This is a genomic window from Fibrella rubiginis (assembly GCF_017353185.1).
Classification (GTDB): Bacteria; Bacteroidota; Bacteroidia; order Cytophagales; family Spirosomataceae; genus Fibrella; species Fibrella rubiginis.
On the sequence record NZ_JAFMYV010000010.1, the window covers coordinates 222,779 to 239,234 of the forward strand.

The 16,456-nt window shown below is 48.5% G+C and carries 10 protein-coding genes and 1 CRISPR repeat array (1 of these 11 only partly in view); of the genes, 2 read left to right on the plus strand and 8 right to left on the minus strand.

Annotated features, from left to right (window positions below; genetic code table 11):
- Positions 1-1,878: direct repeats of the CRISPR family, unit length 29 nt; unit sequence CTATTCCCCACAAGCGTGGGGATGAACCG; it begins 2,237 nt to the left of the window's first position.
- A gap of 180 nt (positions 1,879-2,058) precedes the next feature.
- From J2I47_RS19260 to J2I47_RS19280, 5 genes are all read right to left on the minus strand, one after another.
- Positions 2,059-3,063, minus strand: coding sequence for a PDDEXK nuclease domain-containing protein (locus J2I47_RS19260; protein WP_207366227.1), 1,005 nt, complete (start codon positions 3,061-3,063; stop codon positions 2,059-2,061).
- 553 nt (positions 3,064-3,616) lie between these two features.
- The gene (locus J2I47_RS19265) at positions 3,617-5,059 is read right to left on the minus strand and encodes a hypothetical protein (protein WP_207366228.1); all 1,443 of its coding nucleotides are present in this window, start codon (positions 5,057-5,059) and stop codon (positions 3,617-3,619) included.
- Positions 5,060-5,314: 255 nt separating this feature from the next.
- Positions 5,315-5,608 (minus strand): helix-turn-helix domain-containing protein, encoded by a 294-nt coding sequence (locus J2I47_RS19270; RefSeq protein ID WP_207366229.1) that lies wholly within the window; start codon positions 5,606-5,608, stop codon positions 5,315-5,317.
- Between the two features lie 77 nt (positions 5,609-5,685).
- A complete protein-coding gene (locus J2I47_RS19275) occupies positions 5,686-6,537 on the minus strand; it encodes a hypothetical protein (protein WP_207366230.1) in 852 nt (283 codons plus the stop codon).
- 29 nt (positions 6,538-6,566) lie between these two features.
- Positions 6,567-7,973, minus strand: coding sequence for a tyrosine-type recombinase/integrase (locus J2I47_RS19280; RefSeq protein ID WP_207366231.1), 1,407 nt, complete (start codon positions 7,971-7,973; stop codon positions 6,567-6,569).
- 336 nt (positions 7,974-8,309) lie between these two features.
- Between J2I47_RS19280 and J2I47_RS19285 the strand changes: the two genes are divergently transcribed.
- On the plus strand, positions 8,310-8,627 hold the full coding sequence (locus tag J2I47_RS19285; RefSeq protein WP_207366232.1) for a hypothetical protein: 318 nt from the start codon (positions 8,310-8,312) through the stop codon (positions 8,625-8,627).
- Positions 8,628-8,681: 54 nt separating this feature from the next.
- Here the strand turns inward: J2I47_RS19285 and J2I47_RS19290 are convergent, their stop codons facing one another.
- Positions 8,682-9,659 (minus strand): STING domain-containing protein, encoded by a 978-nt coding sequence (locus tag J2I47_RS19290; protein ID WP_207366233.1) that lies wholly within the window; start codon positions 9,657-9,659, stop codon positions 8,682-8,684.
- 10 nt (positions 9,660-9,669) lie between these two features.
- On the minus strand, positions 9,670-10,836 hold the full coding sequence (locus J2I47_RS19295) for a nucleotidyltransferase-like protein (RefSeq protein ID WP_207366234.1): 1,167 nt from the start codon (positions 10,834-10,836) through the stop codon (positions 9,670-9,672).
- Positions 10,837-11,485: 649 nt separating this feature from the next.
- Here J2I47_RS19295 and J2I47_RS19300 point away from each other — a divergent pair.
- Positions 11,486-12,934, plus strand: coding sequence for an arylsulfatase (locus J2I47_RS19300; protein WP_229374778.1), 1,449 nt, complete (start codon positions 11,486-11,488; stop codon positions 12,932-12,934).
- 28 nt (positions 12,935-12,962) lie between these two features.
- On the opposite strand, the gene J2I47_RS19305 is transcribed toward J2I47_RS19300, so the two are convergent.
- Positions 12,963-16,397, minus strand: coding sequence for an Ig-like domain-containing protein (locus tag J2I47_RS19305; protein ID WP_207366235.1), 3,435 nt, complete (start codon positions 16,395-16,397; stop codon positions 12,963-12,965).
- Between the last annotated feature and the right edge of the window lie 59 nt (positions 16,398-16,456).

Genomic DNA, 16,456 nt, shown 5'->3' on the forward strand with positions numbered 1-16,456 from the left:
GGCCATCGCCTTGGCATGGCTATTCCCCACAAGCGTGGGGATGAACCGGCATACGAAGATTAGCCACCAACTAACCACCCCTATCCCCCACAAGCGTGGGGATGAACCGGCGATGTCGCTCCCGGCAATGCCCGAGGTGTCCTATTCCCCACAAGCGTGGGGATGAACCGCAGATCGCGTACTTGGCCCCCACGGCGGTAATCTATTCCCCACAAGCGTGGGGATGAACCGACTGTAGTTTATTGGGTTGCGTCAAGTCGTTACTATTCCCCACAAGCGTGGGGATGAACCGCACAAAGCCGCCCACGTGGCCTCCATCAAGGACTATTCCCCACAAGCGTGGGGATGAACCGAGCCAGCAGGAACTAGACAACCTTACCAAAGGCTATTCCCCACAAGCGTGGGGATGAACCGGCCGTGGCTAAAAATGCGAAGGTGGTGGCCGTCTATTCCCCACAAGCGTGGGGATGAACCGTTGCCCGGCTTTTCAGCGACGAAGGGCAGGACCTATTCCCCACAAGCGTGGGGATGAACCGACCTCTGTAGGGTCTAATTTGCCCGTCATTATCTATTCCCCACAAGCGTGGGGATGAACCGACGATATTTTGGCTTAAGGTTATCGGTAGAAACTATTCCCCACAAGCGTGGGGATGAACCGACTACCCAAGGCGCGGAAAGTCTTTCCAGTGCCTATTCCCCACAAGCGTGGGGATGAACCGGAGGTAGCCAGCCAGATATTTCCGACACCGCCCTATTCCCCACAAGCGTGGGGATGAACCGTCAATGCCGAGCGTTCCGCCAATAGTCCGAGCCTATTCCCCACAAGCGTGGGGATGAACCGTTCTTTAGTGTTCCTTGTGAAAATCCGGTTTGCTATTCCCCACAAGCGTGGGGATGAACCGGTCATTGTCTTCCATGAACTGGGCAATAGCGGCTATTCCCCACAAGCGTGGGGATGAACCGGCTTGGACTTGCCAGCAGTTGATGCCGTGTTGCTATTCCCCACAAGCGTGGGGATGAACCGATCAGTAGCGCCCTGGCTGATTTTGACGTGGCCTATTCCCCACAAGCGTGGGGATGAACCGGCGTAAAGATGCTGGAAGACTTGAAAGACCACCTATTCCCCACAAGCGTGGGGATGAACCGGCCTAAGCGCCTCGACCGAAGGTACGCTTATCCTATTCCCCACAAGTGTGGGGATGAACCGCCGCGCTTCGTTTTCTTTTCCAGATTGTAATACTATTCCCCACAAGCATGGGGATGAACCGGATACAAGGCCAATCTTCACCGCGAACCCGCTCTATTCCCCACAAGCGTGGGGATGAACCGCCCTCCGGCACATCGACCAGCCCTCCGGTGCCCTATTCCCCACAAGCGTGGGGATGAACCGACGCCAACCGCCTGCTGGGTTGACGTGGCGACCTATTCCCCACAAGCGTGGGGATGAACCGGCGCGGGCGCAACCCCCGAAAACAGGGGTGGTCTATTCCCCACAAGCGTGGGGATGAACCGTGGGCATTAACCAGTCGCAAACAGATTGCGTGCTATTCCCCACAAGCGTGGGGATGAACCGAACTCGGTCTCTTCGTCGTCGGCCTGCGTTAGCTATTCCCCACAAGCGTGGGGATGAACCGGATAGCCAGTATTTGCGGGCGGGTTTGGCTGACTATTCCCCACGAGCGTGGGGATGAACCGTGTAACTGTGACCTTTGGGCCTAACTATCAGACTATTCCCCACGAGCGTGGGGATGAACCGATAGCGGACTGGGACGCGGAAGGGCTAGACGACTATTCCCCACGAGCGTGGGGATGAACCGGTCTTCCGGGCAATTTTCGTCGATAAGTTATACTATTCCTCACGCTTGTGGGGATGAACCGCAGGAGATGGAGTACGTTTACGCCAAGGGTAACTTACTCTCCACGCGTGTGGAGATGAACTGGACGGTTCGCCCCAAGGTTGCCGAAATTAGCCATACGCTATTATGCTTGAACGGCGTATTATGTCTGTCGTCGCAATTACCCCTTCGACTGACTTTCGGTTTGTAGATTATCTGTTATTTAGTCTTCAGACGTTTGATCGTCCTGTCCCTTCAATTCTTTCTGAATTTCAGCGATTAATTGCTCTTCAGTCGGCAGGTGCAACTGGTACTTGCTGGCAAACAGTTGTGTGTTGTGTTCAGGCAGGGTGTAGCGCACGACTGCATCGTTCTTGTCGGCACATAGTAATACGCCAATGGTTGGATTCTCGTGAGGCTCTCGAATGGCCCGGTCGTAGTAGTTGACATACATCTGAAGTTGACCCAGATCCTGATGGGTGATCTTGTCCATCTTGAGGTCTAGCAAGACGAAGCATTGTAGGAGCCGATTATAAAATACCAGATCAATTTTGAACTCATCGCTCTCAATGAAAAGTCGCTTTTGGCGGGCAACGAAGGAAAAGCCGTTGCCCAGTTCCAGCAAAAATTCCTGAATGTGGGTGATGATGGCATTTTCAAGATCGTGTTCGTAGTAGCTCGCCTGAGGCTTTAGGCCCAAAAACTCCAGCACCATCGGGTCTTTAATGAGTTGGCTGGGCTGGGTAGGCTTTTCCTTGGCCTGGGCAATGGCTAGTACACTTTCTTTGTCCTGACTCAGCAGCAACCGTTCATAGAGTAGGCTGTTGACCTGCCGTTCCAACTGGCGAACCGTCCAGGCATTCTTTTCGGCTTCGGCGAGGTAGAACGCCCGTTTGGTGGCGTCATCCAACCGGATAAGGACTTTATAATGGGTCCAGGTCAATTGTGAACTCAACGAGTTCACAATTGGAAACGCCAAGTAAAACTGTCGGCTCAACTGTAGGTTGCGCGAGGAGAAATTTTCACCATAATCAGCTACAAGTTGAGCCGACAGGTTTTTAATGAGCGCTTTGCCGTAGACGGCCCGTTCAGCCCCCTGCTGTTCGTCCTCTACGATGAGGCGGCCAATCTGCCAATACATGAGGGTGAGGGCGTGATTGACGGAGCGGGCTGCGCTTTCCCGCGATTGGTGAATGATGAGCCGTAGGTCCGCGAGAAGCTTGTCCATAGGAGTTGTCAACGACGAATGCGAATGGGTTAAATCTGGATGAACGAAGATACAAGTGGATCACGGGTTCGACAGCGTCTCTCACTTTTGTCGTTGATGCCACCCCAAAAGGACAAAGTTTGTCGACAGCCCCAGCGAGAGCTACCAATAGTTGAGAAACCATGATTTTATATGCGTAACTGGCTTTTGGGTCACAAAAACCCTTCTTTTTATTATCGTCCATTTTGTCCAGTACACTCAAATAGTAGAGTAATATCGTTATCGCTAAGCGTGATTCTCATTGATTACATGCTCCGGTAAGCTTTATGGTTACAAGATGTTTCCCCTTTTTATCATTGTCTAATTTGTCTAATAGACTAAAACAGTAGAGTGATTTAAGATTACTGTTGAACATAACCGGAGTTATCTGGTAAATAGGTGACCAAAAGATATGGCAGGCACATTAAGGGAAAGAAAATCTTTTTTCAAGCCCGCAGACGCATAGATACCACCCCTATCATCAGGCAGCTCTCATCAATTATTTGATTCGGGGTTCCATTCTGAGATTATAGCCCTAGCTGCTGTTCACCTCAGTTATAGCAGATAAAGAGATTATTTTGTCGAGGCTGATACCGGTTACACTTACAGTTGAACTATGAAGTACGTCTGTACGCCTTATTCCATCTTCCCAGAAGTGAATCCGTACGTACTGATTGTTTCCCTGAGCCTTCAGAATCAGGTTCTTTTTTGACCGTCTCTGGTTACTCATAATGTTGCGGCACCGTCTGGCAGCGGCTCTACCATTGTATTTCTCCGAGCAAAACCGCGACGAGGACAACTGACTAGTTAAAGTCTTGCCACAGGAGACACAAACTCGATCAGGAGCCAATTCAAGAACAGAACTGGTAGTTTCTATAAGATTGGGGGGCGGTTCAATAATAGAGTTAGCTGTTTGTATAGACGGAGACACCGTCTGGGGGAAAACTACGTTTACACCTAGATAGTCAAGTGGTGTAAACGTAGCTGCTTCATGTGCTTCACCTCTGCCTTGGCTGATTTCTGTAACCGTGTCAATGGCTGTATGAACATGGGCTAGTCGTGATTGATCGACAAGGCTATTCCATTCAATGATAATACGCCGTATCAAGTCGTTTTTAAAGTCAAAGGCTTCGCATTTGTCCAGGATGTAAACAAGCCGTTCCCGGTTGTCCTGCCGTTGCCATCGTGTCGAAGCAACGTCTTTCTCGAATACCGCGCTTCTTTTCCGTTTCCAGGCGTGTGGGCGTTGGAGCCGGTAAAAATCGACACGTTCAGCATCTGTTAACAAATCGAGACGTGAAGGTTGTAGGTCCACAAACTCGATGCGCTCTATAGCTTCTACCAGCTTGGCTACAAGTGGAACGACGTTAACAGGATTACGAAGGTCATCAAGCGTCTGTACATTGTACTCTTTCAGAAAGCGCATTTTCCTTACTCTCACCTCAACTCGAAGCTGGTTTTTGTCAGAGTAGCCAAACAGTCGGCCTTTGTCATAAATTTTTACTTCATGATCATCAAAAGCCCATGCTAAGCCTAAGCCGGGCCTTTTTTCGTCTACCTGTCGGCTATAGGGCTTATTACTGCATACAACCATTGAATCAATGACTTTAGTAGGGGAATAGGGCAGCGAAAGATTTATACCAATTTCCAGCGTCTGAATCAACGTACTCGTAGGGTCAATACTGAAGCGTTCTGTTAAGTCATCAATGGCGGTAATAAGATCCTGAATGAAAAACTGGTTGCAGTTGTCGCCGCCCTTGTTGTAGTAACGGTGCAATGATCCAGTCACTATGTGCTTCTGCGCGCCTGTTTTCTGTGAGGTTGTCGAGGTGAAGGTTAGTCCGTGGTAAGTTGCTTTTCTTTGCACTACTTCTGCAGTGCTGCTTGGTACTGACAGCATAGCATTAGTTATCTCAGGAACATTATCCCAGCGATTAACCACCACATTTGGGCATAGTAATTTCAGGCCATCAATCATGGCGAAACACACTAAGTAGTAAGTGATAGATAGGGGAGGGGGTCGACTAGCCCACGGCGCGTTTTATGTCCACCAAGACATGTGGGTGCCCCTGTCGAAAAGGAACTGTATAGGCTGTAGATAGCCAGAACAGTTGGCGACTAACCACCTTATTACCCGTCAGTAACCGCCTAGATCGAATCAGACCTATTAAGGGAGAACACTACCAGTAGTAAGGCGATTGTTTATGGAAAGTGGAGCGGCGATTGCCACCGCTCAGTTCCTGTTTTGTACCCCAGCTTCCAGATAGGCGATTAACTCACTCTTCAAAAAATAGAGCCGCCCGAACCGCTTCCTATGCGGTATCTTTTTAATATTCTGGTAGACGGTCTGTTCTGATATATCCAGAAACTCCGCTGCCTTGGCCACGTTTAGAGGCTTTTCCTCATCCGGTCCAGTCCGATGTTCTGTCTGGAGAGCTGTGTTACCAGATTGATTGCTTATTGCCTCACGAACAGCATTCTGGATCAGATTGCTTAACTCTGTACTCTCTATTTGAATGATCACCATGACATTTGTGTCTGTTTATTGATAGTGCAAATGTCAAATGCTAATACTTTCATGTGTATATACTCTGTATATAGTCATTATTGTCTTCTATCATTTTGCTTATTATCTAGCTGTTTTTTAACAATCTCTTTCATTTCGCTAAACACCCTCAGATTGACTGTTTCTGATTGCCTGTGAGCCTGCTGTAAGACTTGATGATAACTCTTTTCATCAATGCCCAAAAGGCCGCCTACTCGCTGTACAAACACCTTCTTTGTTGGTAAATCACCATTTTGTTCTGTAACAAGTCGTAGATCATACAGAACATTTAGGATGCGAATTAGATCTGACCTTGCCCCGGTCCTGTCGGATAGTTTAAACGAACTTTCAGACTCAGTAGTCCGCTCCTCGGAACTGGTCACATAAATCGTAAGTACACTTTCGTAAAGTTTAGCGATTCTAATAGCATGAGTTACATAGCCATTGAGTCCATTGAATAAGTTGAGCCAGTCAGTATTTGCATCCAAGTCTGAAAAATCAGCAGGCACTTTACCCGCAAAATCGGTCAAGGCTTCGATCACCATCTGTAATGTACTCTTATAATGATCTAGAAACTTAAGTGCCTTCCCATTGGTCTCCAGCATACTTACCTCACTCTTAAAGGCAGTTAGCTCCCGTTGAAGCACCTCAATCCGATCTCTGAATAACCACTGCCAAACATTAGGCGAAGTTTGCCCTAATGCCCGCAACCTCTCAAAGACTATGCTAGCAGGTAGTTGAGGCAAGGATGGCATATCAACAGAGGCATACTTTATGCTTAAATCGACAATGGCATGCTCATCACCTCGGAGTAAAGAAAGACCATCATGCGGGTTACGTCCAAATGCAGTATACAGCAGAGCAATTTCCTCAAACAAAGTTTGGGTCTTGTTTACGATGTCAAAATTCACAATTGTATTCAGTTAACAATCAGTCTGGTTTAAAGAGCACTTAGGAACTCTTTGGCCTCGTCGTCATCGAAGGACCCTAGGTAGCTCTCCGTTGTCTTGATGTTGGTATGGCCCAATGATTTGGAAATGAAGGCGAGCGAGGCATTTCCTTTCAACAAATTGGTAGCGAATGAGTGACGGGCTGAGTAAGTGTTTACGTCTCCTTCAATCCCTAACTGTTCAGCAATCTTCTTCATCCATTTGTTTGTCATTTTTACGGTTTGGTGTACTGCCTGCCTCTTCTGATGATCAGTCATCGCTGTGTTAAGAAACGGGAACACGTATCCGTTCGCATGCCTAATCGAAGTACCCCAGCGCTCAATAATGGCAATAGTTTCAGGACGTAGGTGAGCTACAACAGGCGTTTGATTCTGCTTCTTACTTCGAGCAGTCTTCTGCCGTATAAACGTTAGTTTCTTGCCTTTGAGATCAACCCGTCCCCAAGTGAGGTGACAAAGGTCAGTTAGGTTAGCACCATTGCAGAAATAGGAGAATAGCCATAGATCATGACTACGGTGTTCCATAGTGCCTAATATGGGCTTGTATGCTTTAATCTGCTCAATGGCGGCTTTGGGTAACGCTTTCTTCACGTTAGCCCCGGCTGGTATTACGTAGCGGTTGCGCCCAAACGGATAGGTTTCATGGCTCATTATCCCAGCTTGTATGGCATCATTTACCACGGCCCGAACATGCCGCAAATAGATTCCTACAGTGGTGAGGCTCGCTCCCGTTGCTGATTTCAGTTTGCTTTGTGGAGCTTTACCACAGCTTAACATCCATTGCTCATACGTTGCAAGAAAATGGGATGTCAGATGGCTAAATTGTAAAGATGCGGCTGGGCGTGGCTGACTTAATCGGCGGGGCACTGGAATGCCTAAGAACTCTTTACGTTCCTCATCGGTGAAGGAGTCGACAAACCGGCGCAACGATTTTGCCGCCAGTTCGTAGTTGATCGCATTACCGAGACGCCCGCTATTGATCATGCTGGTAGCTTTGGCAAATAGGGAGGCTATAAGGTCAGTTTGTTCGACGGGCTTGCTTTCTTCTTTACCCCAGTTTGTGAGAGCTTCAACAAATGCATCAAATGTAAAACGGTCGCCTAGCTGACCAATGACTAGTTGCGCCCGTTTCAGATAGCTAGTATGAGTTTTGCCAAAATCGTCTAGATAGGTATCTCCATAACATTCATGCCAGAGTCGAATTTTGTTTTCATCCTTAATCCTGTTGTCGAGCTTGTTTTTGCTGTCTTGCAGGAAAGCCCATTCAGAAAGGGTTATCTTACGACCAGTTGAGAACAGGCGTTGTTTTCTGTCTTGACAGATAAGCCATTTGATCACCCCTTCACCTTCTTTACTGGCCCTTTTGTCAAAAAACAGACTGAACGTTACCTTGATCATAACGGTTAATTGTGGGTAGAATTTGCTGTTAGTTGCAATACAACTTGCAATACAAATCTACATAATCAACGCTAAAAAGCGATAACACAGCGTTTGAAATATTGAACTAACTTGCTGTTTATCAATATAGTTGAATAACAGCGATAAGCTTACGGGGAGGGGCTAAAAAGCCTTCGACTACGACTGTTAATCAGAGGGTCGCTGGTTCGAGCCCAGCTTCGGGAGCAAAACCCCCAAATCAGTCTGATTTGGGGGTTTTTATGTTACATCACACTGTATAAGTCCTTTATTGAATGGACAAGGGATAAGTTCGCTTCTCAAGTAATCATTACTTCCTTGCACGTTGCTAGGACGTTAGGCATTAGGGATATTAATGAAGAATTCGAGGAGAACAAGGATATAGATGTTAGCGACCTGAAATTGACCGATTTTAAGTTTACGGATGATGAATTGAAAATTATAGGAGATTATCTTTTCAGCTACGAAGCAACAGATTTTTTGCTGAATGAATTTATAGCAACATCTGGATTTGTTACAGATAAATGGTTTATCGATGCCTACAAACGTAAATCAAGGGAAAGAAAAGAAAAAATTTCTCTTGCAGAAGCTAGAAATTGGGTAAATGGAGTTTTTGAATTTTTAGAAGAAGAATAACTAATTTATTGTCAGAATTAATGTATTCCACACAAATCCTGACAATAAACTGAACTAAATTACAACATCTTCAAGAACTTGAACATTATTCTTTGTCCAAGAATTTTTACTGATTAAATATTTAAGAACACTACCGAAGTTTTTTAACTCTCTTTTTTCTAAATTTTCTCGTTCTCGATCAGTGCCAATTTGTGAAGAAGGATAATATAGCTTTAAAGCCTCTAAAATTGTATTTAGAGTTGTGGGAACATCATACAATTTGGCGTCAATCGATCCCGATAAGTCTTGTCCTGGAGGGTCTATCTTGAAGTGAAAAGGATATCCTCTTTTTGTTGGATTAATTTCGACCGTAGATGCTGGTTCTAAATCGCGAGATATATTAAAATTCTCCTTAAAGCTATCTACACCGCTTTCATCTAAATCGTCTGGTATAATTACATACAATTGAAAAGAGTTTATGGATACATTATTTCTTTCAACTGTCACCCTTTTTTGCCTACTAATCTCTTCACAAGTTCGTTTTACAAAACTATGAAAGTAACCAATTGCCAAAGCAGTTGAAGGTACAAAACCAAGCTCTCCAATACCGTTCATTTGATTTACAATCGACAATATCTCATCGCATTTTTTTTGAAAATAGTTGTATTTAGTCGAATCAGTAGAAAAATTTAAGACACTTACTCCAAGCATGTCTGAGGGTAAATCAATTCCTTCTTCAGCTAGTAGAAAAGCTCTATTTAAACTAGTTGCCCCTAAAAATAAGCCAAATTCAAAAATAACATTGTCACGAGCTGTTTGCTTCGTTATTCCTCTTGATGGAATGTCAACTATATCGTCTTTAGTTGCTATTAGTATTGAGAAATCAGAGAGCTTTGTTTGCTTTACTAAACTTTCTAAAGTTCCTTTGTTCGGAGAAAAGACATCTTTGTGCGTCCAAGCTACTACATCAACATGTGGTTCGATGTATAACTTTACTTCATTCAAAAAGGCGATACTCTCACTTGATGAGCCGATAAATAGCCTAGGTTTCATGGGTTTCAGATTAATATGTGAGAGAATAAAAGTAAGGTGCTTGGTTTAAGACTTTATAAGACTCATTCAAATTAGCATTATTTTCAATCAAAATGTCTCCTTTCTGAAGTTCTTGTTTATCTAAAAAAGGATATACTTCTTTGAAATCATCTGCTAAATCAGCAATTGTAATATCAAGTTCACGTTTTAGTTTTATAATTTCTAATACAACAGTTTGATTTTTGCTTGTAAACAGTAGTTCTTTTCCATTTGGAGAGATCAGGCTTTTTCTAAATGCTTCCTGTTCTAAAATTTTTGTCAAATGTAAACTTGCGTTTACAAGTAACTGATGTAATCGTATGTTGTCAACATTGTAATACTGCTCATCCATGTTGTACATAATGCTAGTAATAAGGAAACTTGATATTTCAATATTCAGGTTTGAATCTGCCTTAATATTTTTTAACAACCTTATCATTCTTTTTAGATTTCCACGAACCTTCAACGAGTTATTCTTTTCATTTACTTTATATATATGATAAAAGGGGTGGTCTTCTTGAAAATCCTCCAATTCATTATCGTATAGTTTGATAGCTCTCAGGTGATCTTGCCTTGAACTTACGTATTCTAGCGTATTGTATCTACTACAGACAAGAATGTCAAATTTACGCTTTAGTGAACCCCCAGATATTTGTATTGCTTTAGCCTTATCATTGCGGACTTTAGCTTTATAAAATGTACTAGTAAGCCTATTGTAGATATTTGTTCTCATCTCTTTCATCTCTTTTATTGGATCTCCCGTGTAAGGTATAAATGGAGAAGTAAGTGAAACGCCATGATAAAATACATCATGTATCACTAGTATGTCAAGATCACTGTGTATCTTAATGTGCGTGTCAGTGGGTACAGAACCTTGATAGTCGTAAATCACATCTTGAATAACTCCTTTGGCGGAAATTAAACCAGCGGTAATTTGGCTCTGAACACGTTCCGCTTCTTCATATGTTTTTTTTGTGTAATCATTATCTACTGATTCCATAGATTCATACACGTACTTTATAGTTTCAGGTATATCCGCTTTTTCAAAAGACTGAGTTAAAATTGAATTTTCTAATCTACCGTTTGAGTCATACTCTGTTCTGCGATTACGTATATTAGTCAAAAGCTGATTATAATTTTTTCTCTTTACTGAGGCCACAGTGATGATATGTTAAGATTTATTTTAAAGGAGTAGCTCACTCTTAATTGCCAATTATTAGATCAAACATACTAAGAACTTTTAAATATAGTCTATTCTCATCACAAATTACTACATAAGTGAACCTATAATTAATAAAAGTTTACTTAAAGATGACCTTTTATACTCTTGTAGTAACATATTATGATGCGTAGGTATGCATAGTAAAGAAGTTGTCTGGTAACAAACTCAAGTACATTCTCAAAATCTAGTTACACAAAAACTATTGACTATCAAGAAGATACGTTAAGTTGTAAGTCCAAATGGCTCTGACTTCTGTGCAGATAATGTGAGTTTACTTATTCAGCGGTTGTAATGTGCTCATTATCAGCACATAAATTTATCTTAGTGCCCCCAGCTTCGGGAGCATTGGAAATTAAGCAGTTGCGTTAATTCGTGACTGCTTTTTTTGTGCCACTTGCAATACATCTCAGCCTGTTCAGGTTCGTTTCCCGGTAGTACAGCAGTAAAAGAGGTGAACCCGACCATTTTGCAGGGTGATGGCTACAGCGTAAGCTGAAGCCGTGGTGCCGGGATGTCGATGCCCGTTTGCCAACCAAAACACCTGGCTCCGGTTGGTGATGACACCGGTGCTTATGATCTCAACCCCATGAAAAAGAGACACCTGCTGTTACCGATGCTGGCCGTAGGCGCGTTGGCCGTTTCCCTTACCAGTCGTCCCGATACCATGTCGCCGGGCATTGGCGCTGCCGCAGACGGTCCCCCCAACATCATTTTTATCCTGGCCGATGATCTGGGCTACGGCGATCTGGGCTGTTATCGACCCGCCAGCGCCGGCATAAACATCATCAGAACGCCCAATCTCGACCGGCTGGCGGCCCAGGGCATGCGGTTCACCGACTTCTACGCGGGCAATACCGTGTGCGCTCCTTCACGTTGCGCCCTGATGACCGGCATGCACATGGGCCATGCACAGATTCGGGGTAATGGCGAAAAGCCCCTCCGTCGGGAAGATGTCATCATTCCGGAGGTGCTTAAAAAAGCCGGATACGCAACGGGGATGTTTGGCAAGTGGGGACTCGGTATGCCCGACACGGAGGGTGCCCCGCACCGCAAAGGATGGGACGAGTTTTATGGTCATGTGAACCACGTAGAGGCCCACTTTCAGCAGCATCCGTTTTTATGGGAGATCAGCAAGGGCGAAACCGTGAAGGTAGACCAGCCTGCCGGTTCCTATAACAACGAGGCCTTCACGCAGAAAGCCCTGTCGTTTTTGGCCCGTCATAAAGCCCAGCCTTTTCTGCTGTATCTGGCGTTTACGATTCCCCATGCCGAACTGCACACGCCGGCCAAATACCTTAATCAATACAAGCATAAAAACGGCCAGAGTCGGTTCCAGCCCGAAATTCCTTTTCCGGCGGGTAATCACTACGGGGAGCAGGCCACGCCCAAAGCAGCCTACGCCGCCATGGTGACACAGCTTGATGATTATGTGGGGCAGGTCCTGAAAAAACTCGACGCGCTGGGTATCGCCAACAACACGATGGTGCTGTTTGCTTCTGACAACGGGACGCATATAGAAGGTGGCCGTAGCCTGGACGACGTGGCGCTGATGGGCAGTTCGGGGCCGTTGCGGGGCATTAAACGCGACCTGTTCGACGGGGGAATCCGGACACCGTTTATTGTTCGCTGGCCCGGGCGGGTGAAGGCAGGCGCCGTTAATGGGTTTATCGGGGCATTCTATGATGTGCTGCCCACCCTGAGCAGCGTAGCGGGAGCAACGCTCCCCAACCCGGTAGATGGTATTTCCTTTCTGCCGACGCTGCTGGACCAGAAAAACCAGTCGGTGCATCCCTACCTGTATTGGGAGTTCTATGAACGGGGGTTCAGCCGGGCCGTGCGGAGTGGTCAGTGGAAAGCCGTTAGCCTGGCGCCCAAGGCGGGCAGCGAAACGGTTTACCTCTTTGATCTGGACAAAGACCCCGGCGAGCGCACGAACGTGGCTTCCCAGCACACCGATATAGTGGCCCGGATGAAGGCGTACATGGCCGAAGCACATACGCCTTCCCCCTTGTTTTCGCCACAATACCGTCCGTAACGGCTCCCGGCCCGCCGGGTGTTAGTGGCTACTTAAACTTCACTTTTTCGCTGAAAGTCCCGTTCAGCGACTGCATGCGCAAAATGCCCACCTGTACGGCATCCGTTTTATGAATGTAGAGCCAAATGCGGTTATCGACATGGTCCAGCACCGACGTCACCAGGGTGCGGCCGGTCAGGTCAGTGAAGCTGAAACGGGGTTCGGCCACGTCGGTAATGACCAGAACACGCCCATCGGCCTCGGCAGGGTTGACTACAACAAACGTCTTGTTATCCGTCGAGTAGTGCACCGAAACGATCTTGGATAACTGGCTGCTGCCGTCACGGTCGACCGCACGGAGCTGGTAGTACGTAATGCCCGAAAGCGGGTTGCTGTCTATCCAGTTGTAGGCATTCACCGGGTTGGTGCCTCCTGTTGCTGTCACGTGTGCTATTGACTCAAACGACCGCGCGTCGGTGCTGTGCAGCAACTCGAAGTGGGAGGCGTTGATCTCTTCGGTGGTGGCCCAGTTGAGTACCACCGTTTTCTCTACCTGTTGCCCCGCGAAACGAACCAGCCGCACAGGCAGGGCGGCACTGCATTGCACGGCTACGGTTGAGGTGGCCTGGCAACCGTCTTTTGTCACAGTCAGGCTGTAGGTCCCGTTCTGGTTAGCCGAGGTGTAGGCAAAGGTGCTGGTGATGCTGGTTTCCGACGCCGTGTACCCCAATGGGCCTGTCCAGGCGTAGACGGCTCCGTCGCCTGCGTCGGCAGCTACGAGTTCAATCAGGGCGTCGTTGGGGCCGGTACCGGTGCAGCCCCCGCTGGCTCCGGCTACGGGCGTGGCGTTGAAACTAACGTTGGTGGCTGCTGTACAGCCGTTTAGGTCGCGGGCGGTGAGGGTATAGGTGCCGGGGTTGATGCCGCTGTAGTTCTTGGTGGCGTTGGCTCCGTTGCTGACATAATTACCTTCGCCCAGTTTAAACTCCCAGGGCGACGACCCGCCCGACACCGTGGCGTTGATCTGCCCCTGACCCGCTACAATGCAGGCCGCGTTACCAGCCGCCAGCAGGCTCATGTTCACTTGTGCCGCCACCGTAACACTGCCCGTAGCCACGCAGCCTTTGGCGTCGGTAGCCGTGACGGTGTAGTTACCCGCGCTTAAGCCCGCAAACTCGCTTGCTTCCTGCCCGGCGCCGCCGTTGATGGCAAACTGGAACCCCGGCGAACCGCCCGTGGTGGCGGCCAGCACCCGCCCGTTGCTCGCTGCGTTGCAGGGTGGAATGGTGGCGAGCGTCAGTGTAGCGGTAGGGTTCACCGTGGCAAATACCGGAAGGCGGTCACTTTCGCAGCCGTTCTGGGTTTGGCTTACGTAGAACGGGGTGGTGCCTGCCGCCCCTGTAGCGATGCTTTGCGTGGATACGCCCGCCCCGCCCGTAGAGGCTGTGTACCAGAGCAGGCTCGTTCCCGTAGCTGAGAGCGTACCCGTGCCGGGTGCCTGACAAAAATTCTGTGGATTGGCCGCTACCGTGGGCGGAGCCGGTTTGGCATTGATCGTGACCGACGTGGTGTTTAAACAACCCCGCGAATCGCGCACGCCCAGTGTATAACTGCCCGCCGAAAGACCCGAAAAGGCACTGCCGGGCTGGTAGCTGCCGCTGTTGATCTGGTATTCGTAGGCAGGGGTTCCATTGCTGGCTGTGAGGTTAATAATGCCCTGCCCGGCGGGTGTGCAGGCACTATAGGAGGCTACCGTCACGGCCAGTGCCTGCACGTTGGGCACTGTAGCCGTGGCCGACAGCACACAGCCGTTGGCATCTTTCAGGCTGATGGTATGCGCACCGGGTGTGACCAGATTAAACGTCGACGTTGCCTGGTAGCCCGTGCCATCGATGTCGAACTGGTAGCCGGGGGTGCCGCCGCCGGCTTCTGCCGAAACCAGCCCGTTGTTGCCCGTGAGGTTGCAGTTGGTGCCCGCTTTAAGCGAAAGGGCCAGTGGATTCGGTGCGGCAATGGTGGTGCTGGCCGATGAGGTACAGCCTTTGGTATCGGTAGCGACAACGTTGTAGGCTCCCGCCGCCAGATTGTTGAATGCCCCCGTACTGACTGCCGCCCCGCCGTTGAGCGAATACGTATACCCCGGCGTTCCGCCCGACACCGACGCCAACAATGACCCCGCCGAACCGATGCTGCAACCCACCGTGGAGGCACTCAGCACCAGCGTAGGTTTAGGGTTGATCGTCACGTTGAGCGTTGACCGCGGGCCTTCACAACCGTTGACGATCTGGCTCACGTAATAGGCCGTAGTACCCACTGCACTGGCCGATGGCGTTGGCGCCGTGCCACTACCCGAACCACCCGCAGGGGCCGTATACCACAGCAAACCGCTACCCGTAGCCGACAGCTGGCTGGGGCTGGCATTAAGGCAATAGCTCATCTGATTTACAGCAGGAGCAACTGGCAGGGCATTGACTACCAGTGAAATAACATTGGACGCGATCCGGCATTTGGTGTTGGCAATATTGCCCGATTCAGACGAGAGCAGCCGGTAATAACGGGTGCCCGATGCTGGCGGCGTGTTGGTGAGTGAAGCCGAGGTGGCACCGGCAATGTCGGTAAACGTAACATTGTCGGTGCTTTGCTGCCACTGATACATTGGTGAGGTATAGCCCGCCGTGATACTCGACGTCAGGTTGACCGACTGCCCAAAACAGATAGGGTTGTTGCCCGCCCCGGCGTTGCCCGAAATTGTCAGCGACGGACCACACGCCCGGAATTGAATATCGTCGAGGGCGAGGTCGTTACCGCAGCCGCCGGGCGCGTTATTGATGAGCTTCAGCACCACCGAACTGACACCCGCCGGGGTGGTGAAAAACGTGGCGTAGCGACTCCAGGCTGGTGTTGCATTGCCGACGCCCGTTGTCGGTACGTTGCCTGTTGAGAAACTCTGGATCAGGTTACCGGTAGTGGTTTCAATGCGAAACGTGATGTTCGGAAACCGGCTGGCGTTGCTGGTGCAGGCGGTCGATTTAAGCAGGTTGATGATCCAACTCGAGAACTCGTAGGTGGTGCCGCCACAGAGGCCCGTTACGGTCTGGTTATAAAATTGCCCTGCCGTGTAGGAGGCGTTGATAATCATCATGTAGCCGTTACCATCGCCGGTATGATCGCTGGTGAGGGCGTGCCAGCTGTTGCTGAAACAGCCTGCCGTCGACGATGTCGGCGTTGTATACGTACTATTCCGAAGGGTGTAATAGCCGTCGCCGGGGCAACCGCTGCTTACGTATGTATAGTTGGTCAGGCTGGCAATGGCCGGGCCGGGGTTGCTGCCATTGCCAAACGTCATGTTCAGAATGGGATCGCCCAAGGTACCGGAGCAAGCCTGGGCACATGCGTTATACGAACATAACGTTATAAACGCACTGACTGCCAATAGAATAGACCGCTGCCTGAAGGGCGGTAAGCTGGGTAAATGAAAGTTCATGGTTACGGTGGTAATATGCCACTGAGTAGCAGCAGGTGGTAGGCAGATAAGACGTAAAA